Raw genomic sequence first — 25,440 nt, 5'->3', positions numbered from 1 at the left:
TAGATTATATTTTTGATATTACAGTATCAAAGACTTCTTTTATAGATAAGTTTGATGTATCTATAATTACCGCATCATCAGCAGGTCTTAATGGAGCGATTTTACGATTACGGTCTTGGAAATCTCTCTTTTCAATATCTGCTAAGATTTTATCAAAATCAGGATTTAATCCTTTAGATTCTAACTCATCAAATCTTCTTTTAGCGGTAACTTTTGTATCAGCATCAAGAAAGAATTTATATTTAGCATTAGTGAAAACTACTGTGCCCATGTCTCTACCATCTGCTACTAACCCTTGCTCTGTTGCAAATTCTCTTTGCTTATCTAATAAAATTTCTCTTACAGAGGGGTAGGCTGCGACTTTTGAAGCAAGCATACCTGTTTGTTCAGTACGAATCTCTTTTGTTACATCTTCATTATTAAGAAATGCTTTAACAATATTATCTTCAATTTTGAAGCTTATATTTAAACTTTCCAAAGTTTGGTGTACGTGTGATTCATTTTCAAGGTTAGCATTGTTTTTATAGCAGTGAAGTGCAGCTAGTCTATAAATAGCACCACTATCTAGTAACTTATAATTTAAATGTTTTGCTAAGGCTTTTGCTAGAGTGCCTTTACCAACACCGCTAGGTCCATCAATTGTAATAATTTTAGAGTTGATCATTTTCAAAATCCTGCATAAATTTAACTAGCTTTCTGACATCCTCAAGAGATACTGCATTATATAAGCTTGCTCTGCAACCACCTATATTACGATGCCCTTTAAGTCCATAAAATCCTTTTTTATCAGCAGAGTATAAAAACTTATCAGTTAGTTCTGGAGTCGGTAGATGAAAGATAACATTCATATTTGAGCGATATTCTGATTTAATATCATTTCTATATATTTTTGAATTATCTATAGCTGAATAAAGAAGTTCTGCTTTTTGGTTGTTAAATTCTTCAACTTTATTTAAGTTGGCGTAGTTCTTAATTAGATACTCTAATGTAAGCTCAAATGTCACCCATGAGATAACGGATGGAGTGTTATAAACAGAGTTTGATTTTTTAGTAATAAAATAATCGAAAACTACAGGTATGTCTGGTTTTTGTTGGATTAAAGAATCTTTAACTATCACTATTGTTAGTCCAGGAATACCAGCATTTTTTTGAGCGCCAGCATAAATTAACCCATAATCAGCAATATTTATAGGTTTTGATAAAAAGCTTGATGACATGTCACAAACTAGTTCTGTGTTGCATGATTTAGCTAATTTGTTGATTTGAAAACCATCTACAGTTTCATTGTCTGTATAGTATATATAGTCATACTTATTAGAGGTGAAATTTTCGGCAATATTTTCATCATATTTGACTGCTGTTACATCAATGAATTTATCAGCTTCCTTTGCAGCTTTTTCAGACCACTGACCACTACACACATATAGAGCTTTATCATATTTATTTGATAAGTTCATAGGGATAGCAGCAAATTGAGCAGTAGCTCCAGCTTGCATTAGTAGAATTGAATAATTATCAGGGATATTTAGTAAGGTTCTTAAGTTTTTTTGTATAGTTTCATGAACCTCATCAAAAACTTTATCTCGATGAGATATCGATAGTAAAGAAACCCCTGTATTTTTATAGTTAGTCATCATTTGCTGAAGCTCTTGTATAATAGAGCTAGGTACTACAGCAGGTCCAGCACAAAAATTTATTTTCATTTAATAATGTAATGATTAAATATTTTGAAGTTAATTGTAGCATAATTAATATAGCTAAATACATATAAAAGTAGTATCTAATTTTAGTTGTCTAAGCTTGATATAATCAATCTAAATGTTTTTTTGAAACCATTTGCAATTCTATGAATTTCTTATTTTAGAGCTTAAAGTCAGATTCTACTCTCAAGAGGTAGAATGATCTATTTTTTCAGATTAGCTATAAGAACTTGCGGAAGTGTTATTGAAAGAAGAGTTACTTTTTATATAAGTTTTACTTAGAGTTAGTTTTTAACCAATCTCTTGGTTTAATATATTCATATATTTTAGCTTCTGCAGAATTTTCTTCAGGATGCCAATTATATTTCCATGTTGCCATAGGAGGCATAGAAGATAATATAGATTCTGTACGTCCACCACTTTGTAAACCAAATATCGTACCTCTATCAAAAACCAAATTAAATTCTACATATCTACCTCTACGATAAAGTTGGAAATCTTTATGTTTTTGCGTGTATTCAATGTTTTTTCTTTTTTCTATTATAGGTAGGTAAGCATCTAAATATGAGTTTGCACAATCAGTCACAAAGTTAAAGCATTCATCGAATGATTTGTCATTTAAATCATCAAAAAACAGTCCACCAACTCCGCGACATTCATCGCGATGCTTTAAGTAAAAATAATTATCACACCATTCTTTAAACTTAGGGTAATAGCTTTTATCATGTTTATCACAAGCATCTTTAGCTGTTTGGTGCCAATGTATAGCATCTTCCTCAAAAGGGTAATAAGGAGTTAAATCAAAGCCGCCACCAAACCACCAAATAGGATTATCAGTATCAGCACCAGCAACAAAAATTCTAAAGTTTGCATGTGATGTTGGTGCAAAAGGATTGCGAGGATGTATGACAAGAGAAACTCCTGTAGCTATAAATGATTTACCAGCAAGTTCTTGTCTTTTTGCTGTAGCTGATGGAGGTAGAGCATCACCATGAACTCTTGAAAAAGCGACAACGCCTTTTTCAAAGACCTCGCCTCCTTCTATTATCATTGAATTACCATAACCTTTAAGTTTTTGCTCAGGAGTATTTGGTTTTTGCCATTTATCACTTACAAATTTTGCATTATTCGTTTCATACTTTTCTAATGCTGTGGTAATATTTTGTTGAAGTTGAGTTAAAAAATTTTCAAATTTTGAGATTTTTTCTTGCATTATTTTAACCTTATAATTGGCTTGCTACTTAACAAAGTAAATAGCAAAGTGGTTAGGGTTAGTGTATAGTACTATTTTATCAGTAGGGACATGAAATTGCTTGTAAAAAATAAAGGCTATGGAACTAAAGAAATTTTGTTGTTAGCCATATTTGCAATAATAATCATTATCTCAATCTTTTTTATTTACTTAAATCATAATTATACAACAAGAATATCCAACGAAATATCAAGGCTTGATTTGCTAAAAACGAAAGTTGCTACAGAGCTGATTTATGGAAATGGCACTGTAGAGGAGCAAAGTTCGAAAAATGGCTTATACGCTTTAATAAATATTGCAGATCATAAAAGCTATCAAAATATTAAATCTCAAAATATTGTCATAAGAGATAGTGGAGAGATTATAGCAAAGCTAGATGATAGATATTTAGGTAGAGGTAGTATAGTTTTGACACCATATGTTAAATCTAGAGATAAAGTAGAAGATCCATATATAATCTGGGATTGTTTAGTTATCTCAAATAAAAATATTCCTCAGTTTTTGATGCCTGATAATTGTCGCATTAAAACTACAAAAGACTAAAGGTTAGGTAGCGATATTATGATTACACCAAAAAGCATTATTTTAACATTCTCTTTAATATTTGGTACTTTATCTTTATTGCTAGGACTACCTAAAAATAGTAACGATTTACAGATTCAAAATCCTATAAAGGTACTAGAAAAATCTGTAGATCATAAATATACAACTTATTTTTATAGGAATATGCCATATGCCCTATGTAGTAAGGCATTATGTACATGGAAAAAAGGGCAAAAAGCTACTTGTTTTTGTCCAATAATATATCCAGATCAATTAGATAAAGATAATATTTGGATGGGAGCATCGTTATCACCATATGATCTAGATAAAACAATAGTTACGTATAAAAATAATAAAATTAATACAGTTGTTTCTACATTCTCATTAGCAAATACTGTAGATTCTCAAGTCATGGCTACTTGTAAAGCTAAACCTAATGTAATTTATTCATGGGCTAATTGTTTTGGTGTTAGATGTAATGTTACACAAAACCTAAGTATTGCTGAATGTAAGTGTCCGATTGAACAATCTAAGGACTATATATCAATGGGAGTTAAATCTGAGAACATGTGTTTTAATGGGGCTAGTGCAAATGATAATTACTCCTTTGGGTGGTCGGCAGATAACTTAAAAAATGGCTTACTAAATAAAAAGGTGATTGTTAAGTTGTATAAAAAATATTTCCCTAGTTTTTATTCGTGAAAGAATTTTAGTTAAATATAAATTGCTTTTAGAATTATATATTAGTATAATATTTTCTTGCTCTTTGCTATGCAGATAATTATTTTATTTGTGTAGCTTATCAGTAAAAAACTTAAAGAAAATGATAAACCGTAAGGAGTTTATAGCAATGAAACATTATGAAATCGTTTTAATGATTCACCCTGATCAATCAGATCAGTTAGAAACAATGCTTGGTAAATACCGTAGCATCATCGAAGAGAAAGGTGGAAAAATCCATAGATTCGAAGACTGGGGACGTCGTCAATTGGCTTATCCTATAGAGAAACTTCACAAAGCACACTACGTATTATTTAACGTTGAGTGTACTACTGAGTCATTAGAGAAGCTTCAAGAGTCTTTAAGATATAACGATGCTGTATTACGTCGTTTAATAATCTCTCAAAAAGAAGCTGTGACTGAGCCATCTATAATGATGCAATCAAATGAAAAAGAAGTAATTTAATAGGGGTATTTCAAAATGAGTCGTCGTAAAGTTTGCCGTTTCACTGTTGAAGGCGTAAAAGAAATTGATTATAAAGATGTAAATAAGTTAAAAGCTTATATTACTGAAACTGGTAAGATTGTTCCTAGTCGTGTAACAGGTACATCTGCGAAGTATCAAAGACAGTTGTCTACAGCTATTAAAAGAGCTAGATTCTTAGCATTATTACCATACTGTGATCGTCACTTTAACTAATACCGGAGGTTGATTACAATGCAAGTTATTTTAAAAGAAAAAGTTGAAAATCTTGGTGTATTAGGTGATATCGTAAATGTAAAACCTGGCTATGCTAGAAACTTCCTTATCCCTTTTGGTAAAGCTGTTCAAGCTACAAAAGCAAACATTGAAGTTTTTGAAGCACAAAAAGCTGAATTAGAGAAAGCTGAAAAAGCTAGATTTGATGCAGCAGTTGTTACAGCTGATTCTATCAAAGATAAAGTTTATACTATCGAAGCTCAAGCTGGTGATGGTGGTAAGCTATTTGGATCAGTAGGTACTGCAGAAGTTGCTGAAGCTGTTTCTAAAGCATCTGGTAAAGAGATTGAGAAAAGCCAAGTTCGCATGCCAGAAGGTGTTATTAGAACTACTGGTGAGTTTGAACTATCAATCCATGTTTATACAGATGTAGATGCAGACATTAAAGTAAATGTTGTAGCAATGCAAAGTTAGTTTTATAATAGTCTAACTAACACATATATCTTGATAAATATAAAAACCATGTGTTAGGCATGGTTTTTTTGTATTTAATATAAGGGTTTTTGAAGTCTATGGATTATCAATTTAAAGCTGCTGAGACTACTTATTCACTTGAAGCAGAAAAAGCTATCTTGGGAAATATACTTTTAAATAATCAAAATATAGAGTTAGTTGAAGATTTACTTTTAACTGATGATTTCTTTGATAAAAGACATAGAATTATCTATAAACAAATTAATATTCTAAATCAAGCAAATACACCTTTTGATGTTTTAATCTTAAGTGAGTATCTTGCTACTGATGGACTTCTTGATGAAGCTGGTGGAGAGGCTTATATTGTTGATTTAGTAGCAAATACGCCATCAGTATCAAATATCAAAACATATGCTAATATCGTAAAAGATAAGGCTAAACTTAGAAGTCTGCAAAAAAGTGTAAATGATATAGTTCAAAAGATATATTCAGCCGACTCAAAAAATCCAGATGAGGTGATTGATTATGCTGAAAGTAGAATTTTAGATATTGCCAAAGAGAGAGAGACTCTTACAAAAGGTCCTGAGTCTATAAAGTCTGTCATTCCCAAGCTTGTCGATCGTATGAGTGCTATTGTTGATGCTGGTACTGGATTAACAGGACTTTCTACCGGCTTTATTGATTTAGATAAGATGACTTCAGGGTTACAAAGAGCTAACTTAGGTATTATCGCAGCTAGACCATCTATGGGTAAAACCGTACTTGGTATTAATATTGCTCAAAATGTTGCAAAAATATCTGAAAAGCCAGTGTTAGTTTTTAGTTTAGAAATGCCATCAGAAGATATTGTAACAAGGATGTTAGCAAGTCAAGCTCGAGTTGAGATGAATCTTCTAAAGGAATGTAATCGTCTAAATGATGCGCATTGGGTTAAAATCACAAAAGCGATGAAAGATCTTAGTGATATGCCTCTATATATAGATGATACATCAGGCTTAACTCCAGCAGAGATGCGTTCTAGAGCTCGAAGGTTATATAATGAGCATGATGGTTTATCGATGATTTTGATAGATTATCTTCAGCTAATGAAGATCCCTGGATATGAGACAAATAGAACCCTCGAGGTATCTGAAATCTCAAGATCATTAAAAGCTTTAGCAAAAGAGCTTGATATACCGGTTATAGCATTATCACAGCTAAACAGGGCAGTAGATGATCGTAAAGATAAGCGTCCAATGATGTCAGATCTAAGAGAGTCTGGTGCTATTGAGCAGGATGCCGATTTGATTATGTTTATTTATAGGGATGAAGTCTATAATAAAGATAAAGAGGATAATAAAAACTTAGGTGAAATAATTATAGGTAAGCAACGTAATGGACCTATAGGCGCAGTCCATGTTAGATTTGATGGACAGTTTGTTAGTTTTGCTAATTTGACTAATGAAAATGATAATATTTTACCGGGTGATATTGGTTACAATGAGTAACTTTTTATAAGATTTTAAGAGATATTTTATGCAACAAGAAAAAACAAATTTACTTGGTCTTAACCAAAAAGCAATTGAGGACTTTTTTATTTCTATAGGTGAGAAAAAGTTTCATGCTAGACAAGTTTTTAAGTGGATTCATAAAAAAGGCGTTATAGATTTTGATGCTATGACAGATCTAGGGAAAAATTTACGTGCTAAATTAAAGCAGCAATCAGAAATAGTTGTTCCTAAAGTTGTATTTAGTAAAGCATCTAAAGATGGCACGCATAAGTGGTTGATAGATGTTGGTGGCAGTGCTGTTGAGACAGTGTTTATCCCAGAAGAAGGAAGAGGGACTTTATGTGTGTCTTCTCAAGTTGGATGTACTTTAAACTGTAGTTTTTGTTCTACTGGTAAACAAGGTTTTAATAGAAACTTATCATCAGCAGAAGTTATATCTCAACTTTGGATTGCAGCGAGAACATTATCAAAAAATAATGGTGAACATGACTTTACTGTGACAAATATTGTCATGATGGGAATGGGTGAGCCGTTGATGAATTTTGAAAATGTAGTTCCTGCAATGGATATTATGATGGATGACTTAGCTTATGGGTTATCTAGACGTAAAGTAACTTTAAGTACTTCAGGTGTTGTACCAAGAATATATGATTTACTTGAGCAGTCTGGGGTGTCATTAGCAGTATCATTACATGCTCCAAATGATACTCTTAGAAATGAGATAGTACCAATTAACAAAAAATACAATATTGATGAGCTTTTAGACGCGTGTAAGTTATATGCAGAAAAGGGCCCACATAAGCATATAACTTTTGAATATACATTAATGCAGGAAGTTAATGATAATTTATCAGATGCAGAAGAGCTTGTCGAGTTATTAAGATCTCGCGAAGTTCCTGCTAAAATAAACCTCATTCCTTTTAATCCATATCCAGGAACTCCTTATAAGAAGCCTAGTGGAAATAGAATCCATAAGTTTAAGGAGTATCTTCAGCATAGGGGCTTTGTTACTACGGTAAGAAAGACTCGAGGTGATGATATTGATGCCGCATGTGGACAGCTTGCAGGTGATGTAATGGATAAGACAAAAAGAAAAGAGAGATATTTGAAAAAGATTGGAGATACTAATGCGAATTAATCTTAAAAAGATTATTACTTTAGCTATAATAGCAAGTTCTTTATCTGCATGTGCAAGTTCTGGATCGCAAACAGGTGATTCTGCAGCTCAACAGAACACTAATCAAAGTCAGAATAAGTCAAATGATATAGTTGAAGGTAATACTGCAGAATATACAGTCCCAGTTGATACTCAAAAAAAACCTAATTTTAAGAAAGCTACTGAACTATATGCTGAACTAGCAATTACGTATGCTAGTGAAGGGTATCTAGATATGGCAAAAGATAGATTGATTCGCGCACAGACCTTAGAAAAACAGCATGGCTATAATTTAGCAATAGTTGGATATGCAGCAGGTTATTATTATCAAACTATAGGTGTTAACTCTATTGCGGAGAAATATTACAGAGATACTGTAGATGATCATGCTAAGAATTTTGAGGCTATAAATTTTTATGCCCAATTCCTGTGTAAGGAAAGAGGTGAATATAAGCAAGCTGAGAAGCTATTTGACAAGTCATTATATTTATCAAATAATGATGATATGGCTCAAACTTTATTCTTATACTCTGAATGTGCTTATAAACAAGGTAATAAAGATCAAGCTTTAAAACTTATGATCAGAGCAAATAAATTTAGAACAAATTATAGATCAGCGAAATTACGTTTAGCACAGATGTATTTTGAAAGAAAAGAGTATAAAAAATGCTATAAAGTTATTTATAGTATGAGTGATGATAAAGAATTTTTCTATAACAGAAAAGTTCTTGAGTTAAGACTTAAATTGGCTGAATATGCTAATAACAGAAGTGAAATTGCGACAATTAAGCTTATTCTATCTTCTAGTGACTATAATGATAATGATATGAATCAGTTTTTCTCAAAGGCTGATATGGGAGATGTAAATAATGCGAAAGCTAAATAGATTTGAAGATAAAAAAGCGCCAGAAAGGTTGCAAAAGATATTGGCAAAATATGGAATTGGCTCTAGAAGAAAGATTGAGGAGTTTATTCAACAAGGCAGAGTAAAAGTTAATGGCAAAGTAGCAACGATAGGTGACAAGGCTACTGATAATGACAAAATTAGCTTTGATGGGAAGGCTTTGCACCTATATGGTCAGCCTATGACTAGACCTAGGGTTATTATCTATCACAAAAGAGAAGGTGAGGTTTGTACAAGTAAAGATGAAAAAGACAGAAAGACAGTTTTTGACTCTTTACCAAAGTTAGCAAAATCTCGTTGGATAATGGTAGGGCGCCTAGATATAAATACTACAGGTTTATTGCTTTTTACTACAGATGGGGATCTTGCTAATAGGTTAATGCATCCATCATATGAAATAGAAAGAGAATATGCAGTTAGAGTTTTTGGTGAACAGTTATCTGAAGAAACAATGAAAAAGCTAAAAGATGGTGTTCAACTTGAAGATGGTATAGCCAAGTTTAATCATATAAAATTTTCAGGTGGTGAGGGAGCAAACCTTTGGTACTATGTGACTCTTTCTGAGGGGAGAAATAGAGAAGTAAGAAGAATGTTTGAAGCTATAGGAGTGACGGTAAGTAGACTTACTAGAGTTAGGTTCGGAGATATTATCTTACCTAAATATATATCTAGAGGTAAAACACTAGAACTTACGCCTTCTGAGGTTAATAGACTTAGAAAATCTGTTAAACTTAAAGAATATTCTTTTCCAAAAAAACTAGTGGATAGATTAGAGAAAAAATAATGAGTTTTGAAAATCAGTTAAGTGATATTTTTGATTTAGATATTTGGGAATTAAAGCCGCAATATAAGTCATCTAATCAATTACAAACTGATTTTGAAAGTAGCGCTATCAATTTAGAAGAATCTATGACTAATCCTAAAGAAGAGGTAGATACTTCTAGAGAGTTGATTTATACGAATAATGTTGATAATAATAAAATTATTAATATATTTATTCAAAGTGATCTTAATATTCAATTTTTAAATAATGTTGTGGATAGTTTGTTCTATAACTCAAAGGTGAGTATTTTTAAAGTGCAATCTACTGATATTCAACTAGACTCTAATGAAGTTAATCTATTTGAAGAAGAATTTATATTAGATAAAGGTGATCTATTAAGCATTCAAAATAAAAAGCATATACTATCAAAATTATATGAGTATGCAGACTTTAAATCTAGATAGTTCCTATTTTGACAAGGTCATTAGTCTTATAAGGTTATCAGACAAAGACTTTAGTTGGTCAGATCAGCAGATTTTAGACTCACTGAGTCAAGATTTAACTATTGGTCTAATTGATAATGGTAAATTAAAAGCGTTAGCAGTTTTTAGTTGTATCTTTGAAACAGCTGAGCTTTTATATATTTGTGTCGATAAATCAAATCAAAATCAAGGCTTAGGGGCTGAAGTTCTTAGAGAATCTTTTGTATACTTATTAAATCAAAAAGTTACAGAAGTTTTTTTAGAAGTTGATGTAAATAATCATGTAGCTATAAAGCTTTATAATAAGCTTGGTTTCAAAGAAATATCTATTCGTAAAAATTATTATAAGAAACAAGATGGTAGTTATAGTGATGCATTAATATATAAGCTAGAAATAACCTAGTTTAAAGAATATTAAATTGCCATAAATTATGATATAGTGTATCGGTAAGACAGCAGGGGTGCTATTTGAATAAAATAGCTGAGAAGAACCCTTAGAACCTGATCTAATTAGTATTAGCGTAGGGAGTTTGTTTGATATATCTTTAAAAAAAAGTAATCACTCAAACTTCTATTATTTTTTTAATAATAGGAGACTGACATTGGAAAATTTTGGTTATATAACTTTAAACATATCATTAATACTTTATTTTGTACATTTTCTACCTCAAACTATTCATAATCAGTTTAAGCATAAAACTTCAGAAATTAGTCTTTGGACACACTCATTGATGATATTTGCAAATGCATTAGATTTAATTTATGCAGTAGGATTTAACTTACAGTGGCAATATGTATTAGTAGATGTCATTTTATTATGCTTCTTAACTATTCAGCAGTTCCAAATTTTAAATGATAGAAGGCAAAGAAAGATAGTCATTCATACTATATTGATTTTGATATTTTTGGCATTAATAGCATTAATTATTTTCTTAACGAAACTAGATAAAACATATTTACTATGGTTTGGCTCTATAAGTGGTGTGATTTATAATGTTTATTATCTTCCGCAGATTTGTAAGAACTTCTTACAGAAAGACGCTCAAGGATTTAGTATTTTCTATCTAGGACTTTTAGCTGTTAATATTTTATGTGATATAAATAGCGCTATTTTCTTAAATTGGCCTATTGTTTCACTTCTTGTTTCCTGCAGTATGTTCATTCTAGTTTTTATACAGGTACTCCAATATTTTTATTATAAAAATTTATTTTTAAGACCTACTTTAAATGAAGTATAAACAAATTGTAAATTTCATAATAGTTTATGTTAGAATGACTGCTAGTCATACATAGTAATTTTAGAAAAAATCGTAATGAAAAAAGCATTTAAAGGATTATTGTTTTTAGCTATTTGTTTGGTATTTAGTAGCACGTTTGCCACTACTAAAGCTTCTTATACTCCATATGAGATAGGTCAGTCATTGGGTAAAATATCTCATAAAAGCTTCAAGTCAATGAAGACTGAGTTATCAAAGAAAGACTTTATTGCTGGGTTTAATGATACTATTTTAGATAAAAAGCCTGATATTAATAATATATCAGATCAAGATTCATACGAAGTAGGCATGATTATTGCTACTCAATACAAATCAAATCTCAAAAAGCTTATTAAGGTTGATAAGAAAAATTCTCAAGAGTTTGTTAAAGGTTTTGATAGTGCAGCAGATACCGATAGTACTGAATTAACAGCTCAAGATAAGCAAATACTAGCATATTTTAAAAAATCAGACGATACGGATGACTAAAAGTAGCATAATTATAAATATTATATTGATAAATAAACTACGCTACTTTATTCTTAATTCTAATTAATTATCTATATTTTTTACAATGCAAGAACTTAGAGATATTCAAACGCTTATTGAAGATGATATAAAAAATAACAATCAGTTTATTATAGATTCTCTTTCTTCAGATGTTGTTCTTATCAATCAAATTAGTCACTATATTATAAATAGTGGAGGTAAGCGATTACGCCCACTTTTAGTTATGCTCTTTTCAAGAGCATTAAATTATCAAGGTAGTAAACATCTTGCTTGTGCGGCTATTATTGAATTTATTCATACCGCGACATTATTGCATGATGATGTGGTGGATAATTCAGAATTGCGTAGAGGTAAAGAGACAGCGAATAATGTTTTTGGCAATGCAGCCAGTGTTTTAACAGGTGATTTTTTATACTCAAGAGCTTTTCAGATGATGGTTGGCTTAGATAATATGCAGATTATGCAGATACTAGCTGATGCAACAAATAAAATCTCTGAAGGAGAAGTTTTACAGCTTCTAAATGCAAGAAATTCTGAGCTTACTGAGAAAGATTATACTAATGTTATATATTGCAAGACAGCGAAGCTTTTTGAAGCAGCATGTGAGCTTGCTGGAGTTATTAGTCTAGAAAAAAGTGACTATCAAAAGCATCAAGAAAGTATTAAAAGTTATGGTGTTTATTTGGGTAATGCATTTCAGATAGCTGATGATGTTTTAGATTATGTTTCAGATGCTGAAAGCTTAGGCAAAAATATTGGTGATGATTTAGATGAGGGTAAAATGACTTTACCTACAATTTACGCACTTGCTACTATTGATCAGGCAAAGCAAACAATACTAAAAAAAGCTATAGAAGATGGGCAATATAATGTTGATGACATTGTAACTATAGTTAAAAATAGTGGTGCAGTAGAGTACTCATATAAAGTCGCTTGTCAGTATGCAGATCTTGCGAAGCAGTCTATAAGTTTTTTACCTGAATCTGATTATAAACAAGCCATGATCTTACTGTGTGATTTAGCGGTGAAAAGAAAAAGTTAGATTATTTGTCTATTGATGAGCTATTATGAGAAGCTCTTAAGTGTAATTTTGAAAGAAAGTGCTTGGTTTGGTCCTATAGCTGCTGGAGCTCTTGTTCCATAAGCTGTATCTGGAGCACAGTATAGAATAACTGTAGAGCCAGTAGGGATTTGTGGTATAGCATCTTTCCAACATTGGATTAGATTTGTAAGAGGGAATGAAACACCTTCACTTGAGTCAAAGCTTGAGCCTATAAGTTTACCATCTTTGATAGCTTTGATAGCTTTTTGACTGTCTTTTGCATAAACAACAGCAGGAGTAGTTCCATCATATGCAATTGTCACTTTACTATCGGCATTAGGCTTTTTACCATTACCTTTTTTTATCATTTGATAATAAACACCATCATCTACTTTAGTGATTCCATCAATTTTTGAGATTTCACTAATTAGTTTTTCTGAGTTGGATTTATTTTGCTTAGCTATATCAACTTGTTTTTTGATTAGTGTATTTTTTAGCTCTTGCATGTTTTTTTGAATTTGATCTTCTGATAACTTAGGTTTGTTACCTTTTATTGCATCTTCAAATCCTTCTGCAGCCTTCGCGTTATCTATGCCAAAATTTTGATTAGCTATTCCAGAGCCAATTTGGTAGCCTATAGTGTAGCTAGCTTGAGATCCAACTTTTATCCCACTTGGAGTGTTAGTATCACTATATGCAGTAGCAGTTAAGCCTATTAACGAGCATGACGTAAGAGCCATTATTTTCTTTAGATTCATGTTTTCTCCTTGTCTATCTTTGTATATCATTTTTTGAAATATTAAAAAAATCAAAAAGCTCTTTATCCAACATTTGTGATGGAGATATATTTGAAAGAGCCTTAAATATTATATTCTTCCTATCAGGATTTTTCTCTTCCCATCTGTTTAGCATATCTTTTATGAATACTCTTTGCAAATTATCTTGAGACCCACATAGGTTGCATGGAATAATTGGGAAGCTCTTTAGCTCAGAATATTGAGCTGTTTCTTTTTCACTGACAAAAGCAAGAGGACGAATGACTATGTTTCTTTTATCATCACTTAGAAGTTTAGGAGGCATTGCTTTAATTGTGCCGTTATAGAATATATTTAAAAAGAATGTTTCAATAATATCATCTCTATGATGACCAAGTGCAATTTTCGTTATACCATTTTCTTCAGCGAAGTCATATAAAATGCCTCGACGCATTCTTGAACATAAGCCACATGTTGTTTTACCTTCAGGAATCACTTTTTTAACAACACTGTATGTATCTCTTTCAATAATATGAAAGTTGACATCTTTTGATTTTAGATAGTTTGGCAATATATCTTCTGGAAACCCAGGTTGCTTTTGATCGAGATTCACAGCAATTATGTCAAATTTTATAGGCGCTTTTTGTTGTAATAGTAATAGCATTTCAAGTAAGCAATATGAATCTTTGCCTCCTGATAAGCAGACCATTATCTTATCACCATCTTCAATCATATTATATTGGTTAATCGCTTGAGCAGTTTTTCTAAGAATTTGTTTTTCAAGTTTTTTTAGATTTTGTTTATTAGTATCAGTCATTTTTTTCTAGAAGTTTTTGTTTTAAATCTGTTGGAAGCTTTTGTAATCTAGCTGTCTTTGCGTTATAGCATGCTAGCTTAGCTTTTGCTTTAGTAACTACCTTATCACTGCCAAGAATTCTTATTTCATAATCAAACTCAATGCTTGCAGCGCCTATTTTAGAAATATATTGTGTAACTTCTATTTTATTTGGATGTTGAAGCGCTAATATATATTTACAGCTTTGTTCAGTAATTACTAGTTGAATAGAGTTTTCTTTAGCCCAATTCATTAGTCCTGTATTCTCATATGCCCAGGTTGTTCGAGCTTCTTCAAAATAATCAAAATATTTACCATTATTAACATGGTCATTTTTATCTGTATCTGACCAGCGTATATTGGTTATAATCTTAAATGGTTTTGAATTCATGTTATTGCCTTAGATTAGAAAATATAAGATAGTAATGGTTTGCGTGGGATTTCACAGTTCTCTAGTTGCACTGAGTATTTTTTGGCTACATTAGCAGTTTTACGAGCATAGTTTTTTAAGAAAGAGTTGTTTCTATGGCTACCACGCATATAACCGCCAATACCTTCATGATAAGCAAGATATAAATCATAAGTATTTGTTTTACTAATGCCTGTTTTGTTGTGAACATTATTTAAGTACCAACCAATAAAATCAACTGCATCAGAGTAGTTTGAGCGTGAAACAAAAGATTGTTTCGTTTGTTTCTTATAATGTTCCCAAGTACCATCTAATGCCTGAGCATAACCATAAGCACTAGAAGCTCGCCCTTTAGGGATAAAGCCAAAGTAATATTGCATAGAAGGTTTAGCATCTGCTCTAAAAGAAGACTCTTGTCTAACGAAAGCCATTTGTACATTCATAGGAACGCCCCAGCGGTCATAAGAGTCAACCATATCATAATACCAATCTGGGTACTGATGAATAATACTACAAGCATTATTTATGTTTCTTGGTTGGGCTGTTGTACAAGATCCTAAGATTGCTATAATTGAAATTACACCTGTTAGTTTGATTATTTTTTTCATTATAAATACCTATAAAAAACACCTACTACTTTATCTTGAAATCTACGAGCGTTATAACGATCTGAGCGTTTTAAATCATTTAACATTATTGAGAATGTTATACGATGATTCTTTGCAGTTAATACATATCCAGAAAGAGTCGATACTCCAGAAAGAGTACCTGTTTTAGCATGTACCTTACCTAAAAGCTTTCCTCCCATTCTGTATGCAATAGTACCATTCATTCCTGAGGCTGGTAAATAATGATATAACTTTTTACCAACAGGACTATTAAATGTTTTAGTCAGAAAGTTAACCATGAAATCTGGTGATACTCGGTCAAGTTGTGAAAGCCCTGAGCCATCATACATTGTTAATGCAGATGTATCTAAACCCAGTTTATTATATATAATGTTTTGTACAGCTTCAGTTCCTGCTTTAGTTGATCCTACACCTGTTTTTTTAAGAGCTACAGTGTTTAAAATTGTTTCGGCATATAGATTATCTGAACGCTTAAGTGTTTCATCAATTATATATCCAATTGTAGCTGAATATGTTGCTAATTGGACAGGGTAGCCTTTAGGTACACTACTTGCTATTGAGACACTACCATGTTTGATTCCATCAGTATCTAAGAAGTCCTTTATAGTATCTAGAGTTTTTAGGGCAGGGTTCTTTATCGCTAGTTCAAACATTCTTTCAGCTGCTCTAGATAGGTATCCACTAATATGTACAACATTATTATCATCCATATAGATCACGGTCGCTTCAGAGGCACTTGTGTATTTTGTAGTATTTTCAACAGTAATGTTACTAGCGTTACTCAGTTTTATTACTCTAGTTGATAAACTATTTGGGTTTTTTGCTAATTTTATAACAGTACAGTTTCTATTCATTGTAAAGCTAGATGCTGGAGCGCCATAGCAAAAAGAACTATCTTCTTTTGACCAACCTTGTGGGATGTAAGGTCCAGAGAATACACCTACTAAGTATATATCTCCAGTTATTCGGTCAATACCTTTTTCTGTTTTTATTCTTTTTATAAGCTTTGCAAGCTGTGTTCCTGTTAAAGAAGGATCTCCAGAGAATTGGATATACATATCACTATATAGAGTATGATTTTTTACTCTATCTGCAGGATAGTTTACAGACGTGACAAATCTAAAGTCACTAGGAAGAGTGAAAAGCGCTGCAACCATTGTAAAAACCTTATTGTTACTAGCTGGTTTCATAGCTCTATTTTTTGCATAAGAGTACAGCTCTTTACCTGAGTTTGTTCTTTGAGCTGCAATGGCTATTTTGGCATCTGTTAAGCCGTATTTTTTTACTAGATATTGAATTTCACTACGTGTGTTAGCAGCGAAAGTACTACTGATAGATATAGTAAATATAGATAGTAATATTAATAACTTGGTTCTTTTATACAAAACTTTTGATCCGTATAGTTTTTCAAAACAATATTAACTTCAGATAATAGCATTTTATACGATATAAATACAGCTGATCATCGTAAGTTTTATACTACTTTTACTGAGTGTTTAAGTTGCTATATAGTGCTATAAAACCAAGACTTGTATTTATATGGTCATATGATATAATCGCTACCTGTAAAAATTATCGTGGGCAATTAAGTCCTTAGTTTTTTAATAACTGATAAACTGGCATTTTAAGTGAGGTGAGAGAGTATGCCAAGCGTTAGAGTTAAAGAAAGAGAACCTTTTGATGTTGCTCTTAGAAGATTTAAAAGATCTTGTGAGAAAGCTGGAATAGTATCTGAACTACGTCGTAGAGAGTACTTCGAAAAGCCAACTTGGGCACGCAAAAGAAAAAAAGCTGCAGCTGTTAAAAGAGCTTACAAAAGCAATATAATGGCTAGAAGATAGTTTTTTTATTTAAACCACCTCGAGAGCGTAATGCTCTCATCTTCACTAGGAATTCTTTTTTAAAATGTCACAAATTTTTGATCAATTGACTCTTGATATGAAAGAGTCTATGAAAAATAAAGATAAAAATAGATTAACGACTATTCGTATGGCTATGTCTGCTATCAAGCAAAAGCAGATTGATGAAAAAATAGACATTACAGATGAGATTGTAATAGCTGTTATTACAAAAATGATTAAGCAAAGACAAGACTCTTATAATCAGTATATGCAAGCAGATAGAGCTGAGCTTGCTGATGGCGAAAAAAGAGAGATTGAGGTTTTGACTAAATATATGCCTAAACAACTTAGTGATGAAGAAGTTGTAGCAATAGTTCAGAAAGCTATCGAAGATGTAGGGGCAACATCTATGAAAGAGATGGGCAAGATTATGGCAAATGTAAAAAAAGAATTAGCAGGTAGAACAGATATGAGTAAAGTTAGTGATATAGTAAAATCTAATTTAGTCTAATAAACTTTATCCTTGATATCACTATGGCAAAAAGAGTTTCAAATAGTTTTATAAAAGAGCTAGTGGCTAGTGCCGACATAGTTGATGTTGTCTCAAGATATGTTAATTTAAAAAAATCTGGTAAAAACTATAAAGGGTGTTGTCCTTTTCATAATGAAAAAACACCTTCATTTTTTGTAACACCAAGTAAAAGCTTCTTTCATTGTTTTGGCTGTCAAGAGTCTGGTGATGCTCTTACTTTTGTTAAGAAAATTAATAATTTAGAATTCATAGATGCTGTAAAAAGTTTAGCTGAGATAGTTGGTAAACCTATTGAGTACGAAAACTATTCCCAAGAAGATTTACAAAAAGAACAGTTATATAATAAATGTATTAGTTTTTTAGAGGTTGCCCAAAAATATTATCGCTGGAGTTTGGGCAATTCAGCAACCAAAGATAAAGCCATAAATTATCTTAAAAAAAGAGGGATTGATTCCAATTTAGCGAAAAGTTTTGGTATAGGGTATTCCCCTGAAGGTTGGAATAATATTACACAGCTTGCTAAATCAGCCAAAGCTGGCGAAGAAGTTCTAATTGATACAGGTTTGGCAATAAAGAATGAAAAGGGAAATATTTATGACCGCTTTAGAGGGAGAATTATGTTTCCTATTCGCAATATTCAAGGAAGTGTAATTGCTTATGGTGGAAGGGTTATCGATGATAATGATGGTGTTAAATATATAAACTCACCAGAAACAATAGTTTTCCAGAAGAATAATGTTTTATATGGTCTATATGAATATCGAGAATATAAAAAGAAAAATCCACAAAACTTAACTCAGAGTCTAGTTGTTGTTGAAGGCTACATGGATGTTGTTGGTTTAGCGCAACATGGTTTTTATAATGCAGTTGCTACATTAGGAACTGCTTTTTCACAGAACCATGCTAAGATCCTTTTCCGAGAAACAAACTCTGTTGTATTGTGCTTTGATGGCGATTCAGCTGGACAAAAAGCAGCACTTAGAACTATCAAAATAGTTTTACCTATACTGGACGGTAATAAAAAGTTAAAAATTTTGACTTTACTTGATGGGAAAGATCCTGATGATTTTATTAAAGCTTATGGTTTAGAAGAGTTTACTAATACTTTAGATAACGCTTTACCTGTTGCAGAATTTTTAATAAAAAACTTTATTGATGGTAAGGATCTTAGTAGAGCAGAATCTAAGGCAGAAGTAATAGAGAACTTAAAAAACTTTTTATCTGATGTTGAAGATAATATTTATTCAGAAAGTATCATAGCAACAATTGCTGAAAAGATAGGAATAAAAATAGAGCAAATTAAAAAACTATTAAAAATACGTAAGCATAATGTCTATGAAGGTTTACGGAGTACAAGTGATCATACTTTAAAGCAAAAAAGACTTTCAAGAAATTTGCGACTTGAAGAAAAGTTACTTGCGGAATTATTCGTAAATATTGCAGATTTTCGCATTTTATATCAAAATAACGATTTTGAGATTTTTCCTGTAACGAAAAATCTTGATTTTTTAATAAAAAGCTTGAAAATTTTAAAAGAAGACTCATCTAATGAAATAGAGGCTGTTATACTTATACAGCTATTGGCAGAGGATTATCCTGACTACAGAGAGTACTTCTTTGAATTATTAAGTTATGGAATTAATAATACTAGCAAAAAATCTGATGGCGAAGATTATTGTGATCAGATGCTAAATGATTTAAAAAGGATTGAAAAAGAAAGTAGAAAGTTAAGAATTAATTATTTGAAAGATTTACCATTTAGGACGGAGCTTCAGCAAATGGAAATCAAATATCTACTTTCTAAATTAAATAATTAAAATAAATAATAATCTATTGGAGTATTAGATGACAAAAGAAGATTTACTCTCAGATCTGAAAGATTTAATAATTGATGGTAAAGAAAGAGGTTATTTAACCAGAGCTGATATATTAGATGCTTTGCCTGGGGATGTTTCTGAAGATCCGAAAAAATATGAAGAGATAGAAGCGATACTTGTTGATGCAGGTATTGATGTCTATGATAGAACTCCTGAAATAGAAGAAGAAGATGAGAGAAAGGTTAGTGAAGCTAACCTTGATGATTTAAGAGGTAAAACATCAGACCCTATCCGTATGTATATGCGTGAAATGGGGATAGTTGATCTTTTAGATAAAAGAGGTGAGACTGATATTGCTATTAGGATAGAAGAAGGAACTACAGAAGTATTTAGTACAATCTTGAGCTATCCTATAGTTATAAAAACTTATATTGAAAGATTTCGTGAATTAGAAGAAAAAGCAGTAGATTATATGTCTTCTCAAGATATAGAAGAAGAGCCTGTTGCTAAATATATTCGTTTTAATGAAATTATGGCAGGATTCAGTGATGAGCAGGCAGCTGAAGAGAAGGTTGCTGAAGATGATCATGATGAGAAGATTGATACTCAGAGAGCTTATGAGTTCTTTACTAATCTTGAGAAAATGTTTGAAGAATATCAAGAGAAGCCTTCGAAAAAACTTTACAATAAAATTGTTAAAGAATTTGAGTGTTTAAGGCTTTCAACTTCGCATTTACAAAAATTAGTTGATTATATTAGACTTCCTTATGCACGTGTCAAAGATTTTGAAAGAAAGATTCTAAGATTATGTGTTGATAGAGCAAAAACTCCTAGAGCAGAATTCTTGAAAGTATATAAGATTGGCTCTACTGACTGGCTTGAAGCTTTAACAAAGAAATATAGGTTTACTGATAATATTGTTCGTGAAGTTCAAAACCTTACTAAGCAAATCAACCAATTCCAAAGTCTAATGATGATGGATATTGAAGAACTTAAGAATGTTAACGTAGAGATCTCAAAGAGTGAAGCTAAGATTACTCAGGCTAAAAAAGAGATGATTGAAGCAAACTTAAGACTAGTTGTTTCTGAAGCGAAGAAATATACAAATAGAGGCTTACATTTCTTAGATATTATTCAAGAAGGTAATATAGGTCTAATGAAAGCAGTAGATAAGTTTGATTATCGTAAAGGATTTAAATTTTCTACTTATGCAACTTGGTGGATTCGTCAAGCTATTACGCGTTCGATTGCGGATCAGGCTAGAACTATTCGTGTACCTGTTCATATGATTGAAACAATCAATAAGGTTAATAGAATTAAGCGCCAAATTTTGCAAGAAAAAGGCCGTGAAGCAACAGAAGAAGAGATTATCGAATATACTCCAAACATGACTAAAGATAAGCTTAAAAAGATTCTGAATATTTCACATACACCTATTTCTATGGAAAGTCCAATTGGTGATGATGAAGATTCTACTGTAGGTGACTTTATCGAAGATAAGAATAACTATTCTCCGATAGAAGCTGCTAACTTAGAAAATTTAAGAGAAGCTATTAAAGAGCTTATAGAAACTGGCTTAACAGAAAGAGAAGCTAAGGTTCTAATGATGCGTTTTGGTATCGGTATGAACACTGACCATACATTAGAAGAGGTAGGTAAGCAATTTAATGTAACAAGAGAGCGTATCAGACAGATTGAGGCAAAAGCTCTTAGAAAGCTTAAGCATCCATCTAGATCAGCTTTCTTAAAAACTTTCTTATAATCTATCTAAAAAATTAATTTGATATATATTTAATTTTACTTATCAAAGTTATTTTAAGATCTTATTGTATAATTCTTATAACATATCAATAACTACATATATTAAAATAAGCCTGAATAACCATAGAGATATCTTCTCAGGACACTTTTTAACTATTCTAATACCTATAGGTATACCAAAGAATGAGCCCACCAATAAACCTAAAAATGCTGGTAAATATAAATATCCAAAACTATACTGAGGGATTCCTAGAGTATTATAGCTTGATATAAGCATTGTAATAGTAGCTATTAATGCTGTAGGAAAAGATGTAGATACAGCCATTGCTGCACAGTTTTTCATAGGATAGTTATAATGTTTCATGTAGGGATTAACGATGCATGAACCGCCAATTCCAATAGTACTTGAAAGAAGTCCTGTAGTTGCTCCAAAAGTAAGGCATGATTTTTTAGAAGGAGTTATAGTATCTTTATTTATGTTGGAGTTTTTGAAGTGAAAAGTTTTTACTAGGCTTGTTAATAATACTGTTGCAAATAGAATCTCAATAGCTTTTGCTGGCATAAGTTGGCTTATTATTGTACCAAGTATTGCCCCTATTATAATTGAAGGTAATGAATCTTTTAAAATGCTTGTGATTAAGTTACCATGTTTAAAATGTTTATATGACCCATAGAGTGAGTTAACCATAATAAATGCTAGCGAAGTAGATACTGCTAGATGAATAGAGATTTCAGTTGACATACCTTGGTATTTACAGACAAATAGCATAACTGGAATAATAACAGCTCCGCCACCTGCACCTACCCAAGAAGAAAGTATACCAACAATCGTGCCACATATTAAATATATTAGTAGAATCATTGTTTATTAACATATTATTTATTTAAAATTAATTATATAAAGAGCTTTGCTATATATATAGTTAAACTGATTATTCTTTGAAAACATTTTCGTCTGATTATATGATTTGCTAATTGTGGGCTCTAAAATTAGATTCTAGTATCAAGTTCTAGAATGACATACTCTTTTCAGATTAGCTATACATAATATTTAACTAATATATAGTTTTACTATAATTCCTGTGCTAAGTTATAGTCATGTAATTACTTTTAAAATAGGCTTATATGAAAAAGTTATTTTATGTAATTTTGTTAATTTCATATTTAGTAACTCTTAATGGTTGTTTATTTGTACCATATGCTGTTGAGCAAGAAGCTGAATATTCTGAGAATTTTGATTACTCTGTTGTGCAGGTTAGTAATTCTGTGTTGGATTTATTTAAGGATAATAAAAATATCACCTTAACTAAAAGTATAATTACTAATGAAAGAGCTGTTATAGAGGGCAAGGTTAATTCTAAAAAATATCAAGGTACTTTTAGTATTAATATTTATCAGATCACAGAGAATGCTTCAAAATTAGAAATTAAGTATGATATCTTCGGTAATAAAGTAAGATCAAAAGAGCTCTTGTCGAAAGTCAGGAAGGAGTTAAAACATAAATACTCTTAATTAGATTAGCTTTAGAAATTCTTCTATATATTGCTTGTGAACTTTTACTACATCAGTATTTCTAAAATCACTTATTTGACACATTTCTAGACCACTATAGCCACATGGGTTAATATAACTAAATGGGGTTAGATTCATGTCTGTATTTATGGCGATACCATGGTAGGTTTTTCCTTGTTTAACTCTAAGACCTAAAGAGGCTATTTTTTTATTGTCTATATATATGCCGTGAGCATTTTCAATAGTGTGAGCATCTAAGTCGTAATGTTTTTTTAGCATACCTAAACAGGCTTGCTCAATAGTTGAAACTAACTTTTTAGCACCTAGTTTGTTTCTTTTTACATCAAGTAAAAAATATACAATAGCTTGACCAGGACCGTGATATGTAACTTGACCACCACGATCAGTTTCTACTATTGGTATGTTATGAGGGTTAAGAATATGCTCAGGCTTACCATGTTTACCTTGAGTAAATACAGGAGGGTGTTCAACAAGCCATATCTCATCACAAGTATTCTCAGTACGATTTGCAGTGAATTCAATCATATCTTTAAATACTTTAGAGTACTCTTGTAAACCTATGTCTTTTTGTTGAATTTGCATGATAGTATTTGTTATTTAATTAATAAAACCTTAGAGAACCATATGTACTTCTGGGTGACCAGAAATTTCTTTATATATATTATCAAGTTGTTCTTTACTATCTGCTGTAAAAATAGCTGTTATAGATATGTATTTACCAGTTTTACTCTCTTTTGTGTTGAAATCTATTTCACTATGATTAGGCACATATTTTTCAAAAATGCTTAAAATAAATTCAACAGTTTCTTTTTGAGGGTTTGCCATTATTTTTATTGGAAATTGGCAGGGAAATTCAAAATAAGTTTCTTTATTTTTATTATCAGACATTTATTTTATCCTTGTTTAAAATGCTAAATTACCACCAGCCTTTTTGAGAGACATTATTTTGTGCTACTACTGGTACGCTTGCTATTTTCTCTTTTGAGCTACCTACTGTGATTACAAGGTTTCCTACAGGTTGGCCTTTAGATATTGGAGCTTTAAGCCCTGGAGTAAACTCGATACCTTGTTTTAAGTGAGGTATATAAGCTTTAGCAACTGTCTTATAGATATTTTGATTTGAAGCAACAGTTATTTTTTGTCCTGCTTTTGCATTAGGAATATTATTTGCACTAATTGTTACAGGTGAATTTGCTTTGTATAGTAATACGTTTTGATATTTTGTTAAAGCATATCTTAGTAGCTTAGCTGATTCAGAGTCTCTTTTAGCAGAACTATCTGTACCAAGAACTACAGATATAAATCTTTCGCCATCTTGTTTAGCTGAAGAAACTAGACAGTAACCAGCAGCACTAGTATGTCCAGTTTTCATTCCATCAGCACCATCAAATGTAAATAGAAGTTTATTTCTGTTGTTTTGTAATACGAAGTTATCATGTTTAGGGAATAGTTTAGTACACTTGGCTTTAGTAGAATCATCTAAACCACTAGCTGTATAACTTTGCATAACTTCACCATTAGAGCGGTCAAATTTAGGTAAACATTGTTTACGATCTGCGATGCTTACGGAAACTTGTTTTGTTGCATTCCAAACAAGGCCTTTATTATCATAAACTTTATATGCTTCTGGGAAGTTATATATATATGATCTTGCTAATAAGGCCATGTCATGAGCAGTAGTGTACTGAGTGCCTCCAGGTAAACCATCTGGGTTTGCAAAGTGAGTATTATTCATTCCAATAGCTTTAGCTGTTTGGTTCATTAGATCAGTAAATGCTTCTGTAGTACCGCCAATGTATTCAGCTAGAGCGATAGTTGCATCATTTCCTGAAACAACATCCATACCTGTTACAAGATCTTTAACAGAAACTCTAGCACCTGCTCTTACATACATTTTTGAACCGCCAGTGCTCGCAGCATTTTGGCTAATTGGAACCATAGTGTCCCATGTAAGGTTTCCAGCTTTAATTTCACTAGCGACTATATAAGATGTCATCATTTTGGTTAGACTTGCTGGTTCTCTTCTAACATCCATATTTTTTTCGCTTACGATATCACCAGTACGATAATCCATAGCTACCCACGCAGCGGCATCTAATTGGATATTTACAGGTTTTACGATAATTTCTTTTTGTTTTACACCACTAACGCCATTAAAGTAAGGGTCAGAGCTTGCAGATATATTTGGAGCTGCAATAGCTATAGATGTTGTTAAACTAGCTGTTAGTAAAGCTATTTTTTTTAAATTCATAATTATTCCCTCTTTAAAATTTGATTAAAGCGTACAAAATTGTTAAATCAATATTCGGCTATTTTAATATTTATGTAATATAAAT

31 protein-coding genes and 1 riboswitch are annotated in these 25,440 nt (G+C 31.6%); of the genes, 19 read left to right on the top strand and 12 right to left on the bottom strand.

Annotated features, from left to right (window positions below; genetic code table 11):
- Window positions 1-4: 4 nt before the first annotated feature.
- From cmk to hemF, 3 genes are all read right to left on the bottom strand, one after another.
- Complete coding sequence (cmk, locus tag FIP56_RS06115) at window positions 5-664, bottom strand: (d)CMP kinase (protein WP_192578058.1); 660 nt, start codon at window positions 662-664, stop codon at window positions 5-7.
- Window positions 651-1,703, bottom strand: coding sequence for a 3-phosphoserine/phosphohydroxythreonine transaminase (gene serC, locus FIP56_RS06110; protein WP_192578057.1), 1,053 nt, complete (start codon window positions 1,701-1,703; stop codon window positions 651-653). The genes cmk and serC overlap by 14 nt, the downstream gene beginning before the upstream one ends.
- Before the next feature lie 271 nt (window positions 1,704-1,974).
- Window positions 1,975-2,913 carry an oxygen-dependent coproporphyrinogen oxidase gene (hemF, locus tag FIP56_RS06105; RefSeq protein WP_192578056.1) on the bottom strand — a complete coding sequence of 313 codons (939 nt, stop codon included), beginning with the start codon at window positions 2,911-2,913 and terminating at the stop codon, window positions 1,975-1,977.
- Window positions 2,914-3,009: 96 nt separating this feature from the next.
- Here hemF and FIP56_RS06100 point away from each other — a divergent pair, with 96 nt between their 5' ends.
- The 14 genes from FIP56_RS06100 to FIP56_RS06035 all read left to right on the top strand — a co-directional run bounded on the left by FIP56_RS06100 (window position 3,010) and on the right by FIP56_RS06035 (window position 12,992).
- A complete protein-coding gene (locus FIP56_RS06100; protein WP_245323057.1) occupies window positions 3,010-3,495 on the top strand; it encodes a transposase in 486 nt (161 codons plus the stop codon).
- An 18-nt stretch (window positions 3,496-3,513) separates the two neighbouring features.
- Entirely contained in the window at window positions 3,514-4,197 is a 684-nt protein-coding gene (locus tag FIP56_RS06095; RefSeq protein WP_192578055.1) for a hypothetical protein, read from the top strand.
- Window positions 4,198-4,345: 148 nt separating this feature from the next.
- Complete coding sequence (rpsF, locus tag FIP56_RS06090) at window positions 4,346-4,681, top strand: 30S ribosomal protein S6 (RefSeq protein WP_192578054.1); 336 nt, start codon at window positions 4,346-4,348, stop codon at window positions 4,679-4,681.
- Window positions 4,682-4,696: 15 nt separating this feature from the next.
- Entirely contained in the window at window positions 4,697-4,915 is a 219-nt protein-coding gene (gene rpsR, locus FIP56_RS06085) for a 30S ribosomal protein S18 (RefSeq protein ID WP_070083940.1), read from the top strand.
- An 18-nt stretch (window positions 4,916-4,933) separates the two neighbouring features.
- Complete coding sequence (gene rplI, locus FIP56_RS06080) at window positions 4,934-5,389, top strand: 50S ribosomal protein L9 (protein WP_192578053.1); 456 nt, start codon at window positions 4,934-4,936, stop codon at window positions 5,387-5,389.
- Between the two features lie 98 nt (window positions 5,390-5,487).
- Window positions 5,488-6,876, top strand: coding sequence for a replicative DNA helicase (dnaB, locus tag FIP56_RS06075; RefSeq protein WP_192578052.1), 1,389 nt, complete (start codon window positions 5,488-5,490; stop codon window positions 6,874-6,876).
- A 28-nt stretch (window positions 6,877-6,904) separates the two neighbouring features.
- Window positions 6,905-8,017, top strand: coding sequence for a 23S rRNA (adenine(2503)-C(2))-methyltransferase RlmN (rlmN, locus tag FIP56_RS06070; protein ID WP_192578051.1), 1,113 nt, complete (start codon window positions 6,905-6,907; stop codon window positions 8,015-8,017).
- Window positions 8,007-8,921, top strand: a complete 915-nt coding sequence (locus tag FIP56_RS06065; protein ID WP_192578050.1) for a pilus assembly protein PilF — start codon at window positions 8,007-8,009, stop codon at window positions 8,919-8,921. The genes rlmN and FIP56_RS06065 overlap by 11 nt, the downstream gene beginning before the upstream one ends.
- Window positions 8,905-9,723, top strand: coding sequence for a 23S rRNA pseudouridine(2605) synthase RluB (rluB, locus tag FIP56_RS06060; RefSeq protein WP_192578049.1), 819 nt, complete (start codon window positions 8,905-8,907; stop codon window positions 9,721-9,723). The genes FIP56_RS06065 and rluB overlap by 17 nt, the downstream gene beginning before the upstream one ends.
- A complete protein-coding gene (locus FIP56_RS06055; RefSeq protein ID WP_192578048.1) occupies window positions 9,723-10,166 on the top strand; it encodes a chloroquine resistance protein in 444 nt (147 codons plus the stop codon). The genes rluB and FIP56_RS06055 overlap by 1 nt, the downstream gene beginning before the upstream one ends.
- Window positions 10,144-10,587 (top strand): GNAT family N-acetyltransferase, encoded by a 444-nt coding sequence (locus FIP56_RS06050; RefSeq protein ID WP_192578047.1) that lies wholly within the window; start codon window positions 10,144-10,146, stop codon window positions 10,585-10,587. The genes FIP56_RS06055 and FIP56_RS06050 overlap by 23 nt, the downstream gene beginning before the upstream one ends.
- Before the next feature lie 44 nt (window positions 10,588-10,631).
- Window positions 10,632-10,730, top strand: a riboswitch (TPP riboswitch).
- Between the two features lie 56 nt (window positions 10,731-10,786).
- Window positions 10,787-11,422 (top strand): PQ-loop repeat-containing protein, encoded by a 636-nt coding sequence (locus FIP56_RS06045; protein WP_192578046.1) that lies wholly within the window; start codon window positions 10,787-10,789, stop codon window positions 11,420-11,422.
- A gap of 75 nt (window positions 11,423-11,497) precedes the next feature.
- Entirely contained in the window at window positions 11,498-11,929 is a 432-nt protein-coding gene (locus tag FIP56_RS06040; RefSeq protein WP_192578045.1) for a hypothetical protein, read from the top strand.
- Between the two features lie 85 nt (window positions 11,930-12,014).
- A complete protein-coding gene (locus FIP56_RS06035; protein WP_192578044.1) occupies window positions 12,015-12,992 on the top strand; it encodes a polyprenyl synthetase family protein in 978 nt (325 codons plus the stop codon).
- Between the two features lie 23 nt (window positions 12,993-13,015).
- On the opposite strand, the gene FIP56_RS06030 is transcribed toward FIP56_RS06035, so the two are convergent.
- The 5 genes from FIP56_RS06030 to dacB are packed head-to-tail and all read right to left on the bottom strand — an operon-like array spanning window position 13,016 to window position 17,005.
- The gene (locus FIP56_RS06030; RefSeq protein WP_192578043.1) at window positions 13,016-13,750 is read right to left on the bottom strand and encodes an FKBP-type peptidyl-prolyl cis-trans isomerase N-terminal domain-containing protein; all 735 of its coding nucleotides are present in this window, start codon (window positions 13,748-13,750) and stop codon (window positions 13,016-13,018) included.
- A gap of 13 nt (window positions 13,751-13,763) precedes the next feature.
- A complete protein-coding gene (gene ttcA / locus FIP56_RS06025; RefSeq protein WP_192578042.1) occupies window positions 13,764-14,564 on the bottom strand; it encodes a tRNA 2-thiocytidine(32) synthetase TtcA in 801 nt (266 codons plus the stop codon).
- A complete protein-coding gene (locus FIP56_RS06020; protein ID WP_192578041.1) occupies window positions 14,557-14,973 on the bottom strand; it encodes a thioesterase family protein in 417 nt (138 codons plus the stop codon). Before FIP56_RS06020 ends, ttcA begins: the two co-directional genes overlap by 8 nt.
- Window positions 14,974-14,987: 14 nt before the next feature.
- Window positions 14,988-15,599, bottom strand: coding sequence for a transglycosylase SLT domain-containing protein (locus FIP56_RS06015; RefSeq protein ID WP_192578040.1), 612 nt, complete (start codon window positions 15,597-15,599; stop codon window positions 14,988-14,990).
- A complete protein-coding gene (gene dacB / locus FIP56_RS06010) occupies window positions 15,599-17,005 on the bottom strand; it encodes a D-alanyl-D-alanine carboxypeptidase/D-alanyl-D-alanine-endopeptidase (protein WP_192578039.1) in 1,407 nt (468 codons plus the stop codon). Before dacB ends, FIP56_RS06015 begins: the two co-directional genes overlap by 1 nt.
- Window positions 17,006-17,263: 258 nt before the next feature.
- On the opposite strand from dacB, the gene rpsU reads away from it, so the two are divergent.
- From rpsU to rpoD, 4 genes are all read left to right on the top strand, one after another.
- Window positions 17,264-17,461: a 30S ribosomal protein S21 gene (rpsU, locus tag FIP56_RS06005; RefSeq protein ID WP_192578038.1), complete on the top strand. Its 198-nt coding sequence runs from the start codon at window positions 17,264-17,266 to the stop codon at window positions 17,459-17,461.
- 64 nt (window positions 17,462-17,525) lie between these two features.
- Entirely contained in the window at window positions 17,526-17,972 is a 447-nt protein-coding gene (locus FIP56_RS06000; RefSeq protein ID WP_192578037.1) for a GatB/YqeY domain-containing protein, read from the top strand.
- Window positions 17,973-17,995: 23 nt separating this feature from the next.
- On the top strand, window positions 17,996-19,810 hold the full coding sequence (dnaG, locus tag FIP56_RS05995; protein ID WP_192578036.1) for a DNA primase: 1,815 nt from the start codon (window positions 17,996-17,998) through the stop codon (window positions 19,808-19,810).
- Between the two features lie 28 nt (window positions 19,811-19,838).
- Window positions 19,839-21,572, top strand: coding sequence for an RNA polymerase sigma factor RpoD (gene rpoD, locus FIP56_RS05990; protein WP_192578035.1), 1,734 nt, complete (start codon window positions 19,839-19,841; stop codon window positions 21,570-21,572).
- 75 nt (window positions 21,573-21,647) lie between these two features.
- On the opposite strand, the gene FIP56_RS05985 is transcribed toward rpoD, so the two are convergent.
- Window positions 21,648-22,433 carry a sulfite exporter TauE/SafE family protein gene (locus FIP56_RS05985; protein WP_192578034.1) on the bottom strand — a complete coding sequence of 262 codons (786 nt, stop codon included), beginning with the start codon at window positions 22,431-22,433 and terminating at the stop codon, window positions 21,648-21,650.
- Between the two features lie 263 nt (window positions 22,434-22,696).
- Here FIP56_RS05985 and FIP56_RS05980 point away from each other — a divergent pair, with 263 nt between their 5' ends.
- Window positions 22,697-23,083 (top strand): DUF3568 family protein, encoded by a 387-nt coding sequence (locus FIP56_RS05980; protein WP_192578033.1) that lies wholly within the window; start codon window positions 22,697-22,699, stop codon window positions 23,081-23,083.
- Here the strand turns inward: FIP56_RS05980 and lipB are convergent, their stop codons facing one another.
- From lipB to FIP56_RS05965, 3 genes are read right to left on the bottom strand one after another with little or no spacing between them, the layout of a single operon-like run.
- Window positions 23,084-23,689, bottom strand: a complete 606-nt coding sequence (gene lipB / locus FIP56_RS05975) for a lipoyl(octanoyl) transferase LipB (protein ID WP_209451876.1) — start codon at window positions 23,687-23,689, stop codon at window positions 23,084-23,086. It lies immediately after the preceding gene.
- A 27-nt stretch (window positions 23,690-23,716) separates the two neighbouring features.
- The gene (locus FIP56_RS05970; protein ID WP_192578031.1) at window positions 23,717-23,992 is read right to left on the bottom strand and encodes a DUF493 domain-containing protein; all 276 of its coding nucleotides are present in this window, start codon (window positions 23,990-23,992) and stop codon (window positions 23,717-23,719) included.
- 28 nt (window positions 23,993-24,020) lie between these two features.
- Entirely contained in the window at window positions 24,021-25,355 is a 1,335-nt protein-coding gene (locus FIP56_RS05965; RefSeq protein WP_192578030.1) for a D-alanyl-D-alanine carboxypeptidase family protein, read from the bottom strand.
- Window positions 25,356-25,440 lie beyond the last annotated feature (85 nt).

The sequence above is a fragment of the Francisella sp. LA112445 genome (genome assembly GCF_012224145.1).
Taxonomy (GTDB): domain Bacteria; phylum Pseudomonadota; class Gammaproteobacteria; order Francisellales; family Francisellaceae; genus Francisella.
Note: the sequence above shows the minus strand (reverse complement) of the source record. Positions and strands in the feature narration are given on the sequence as shown.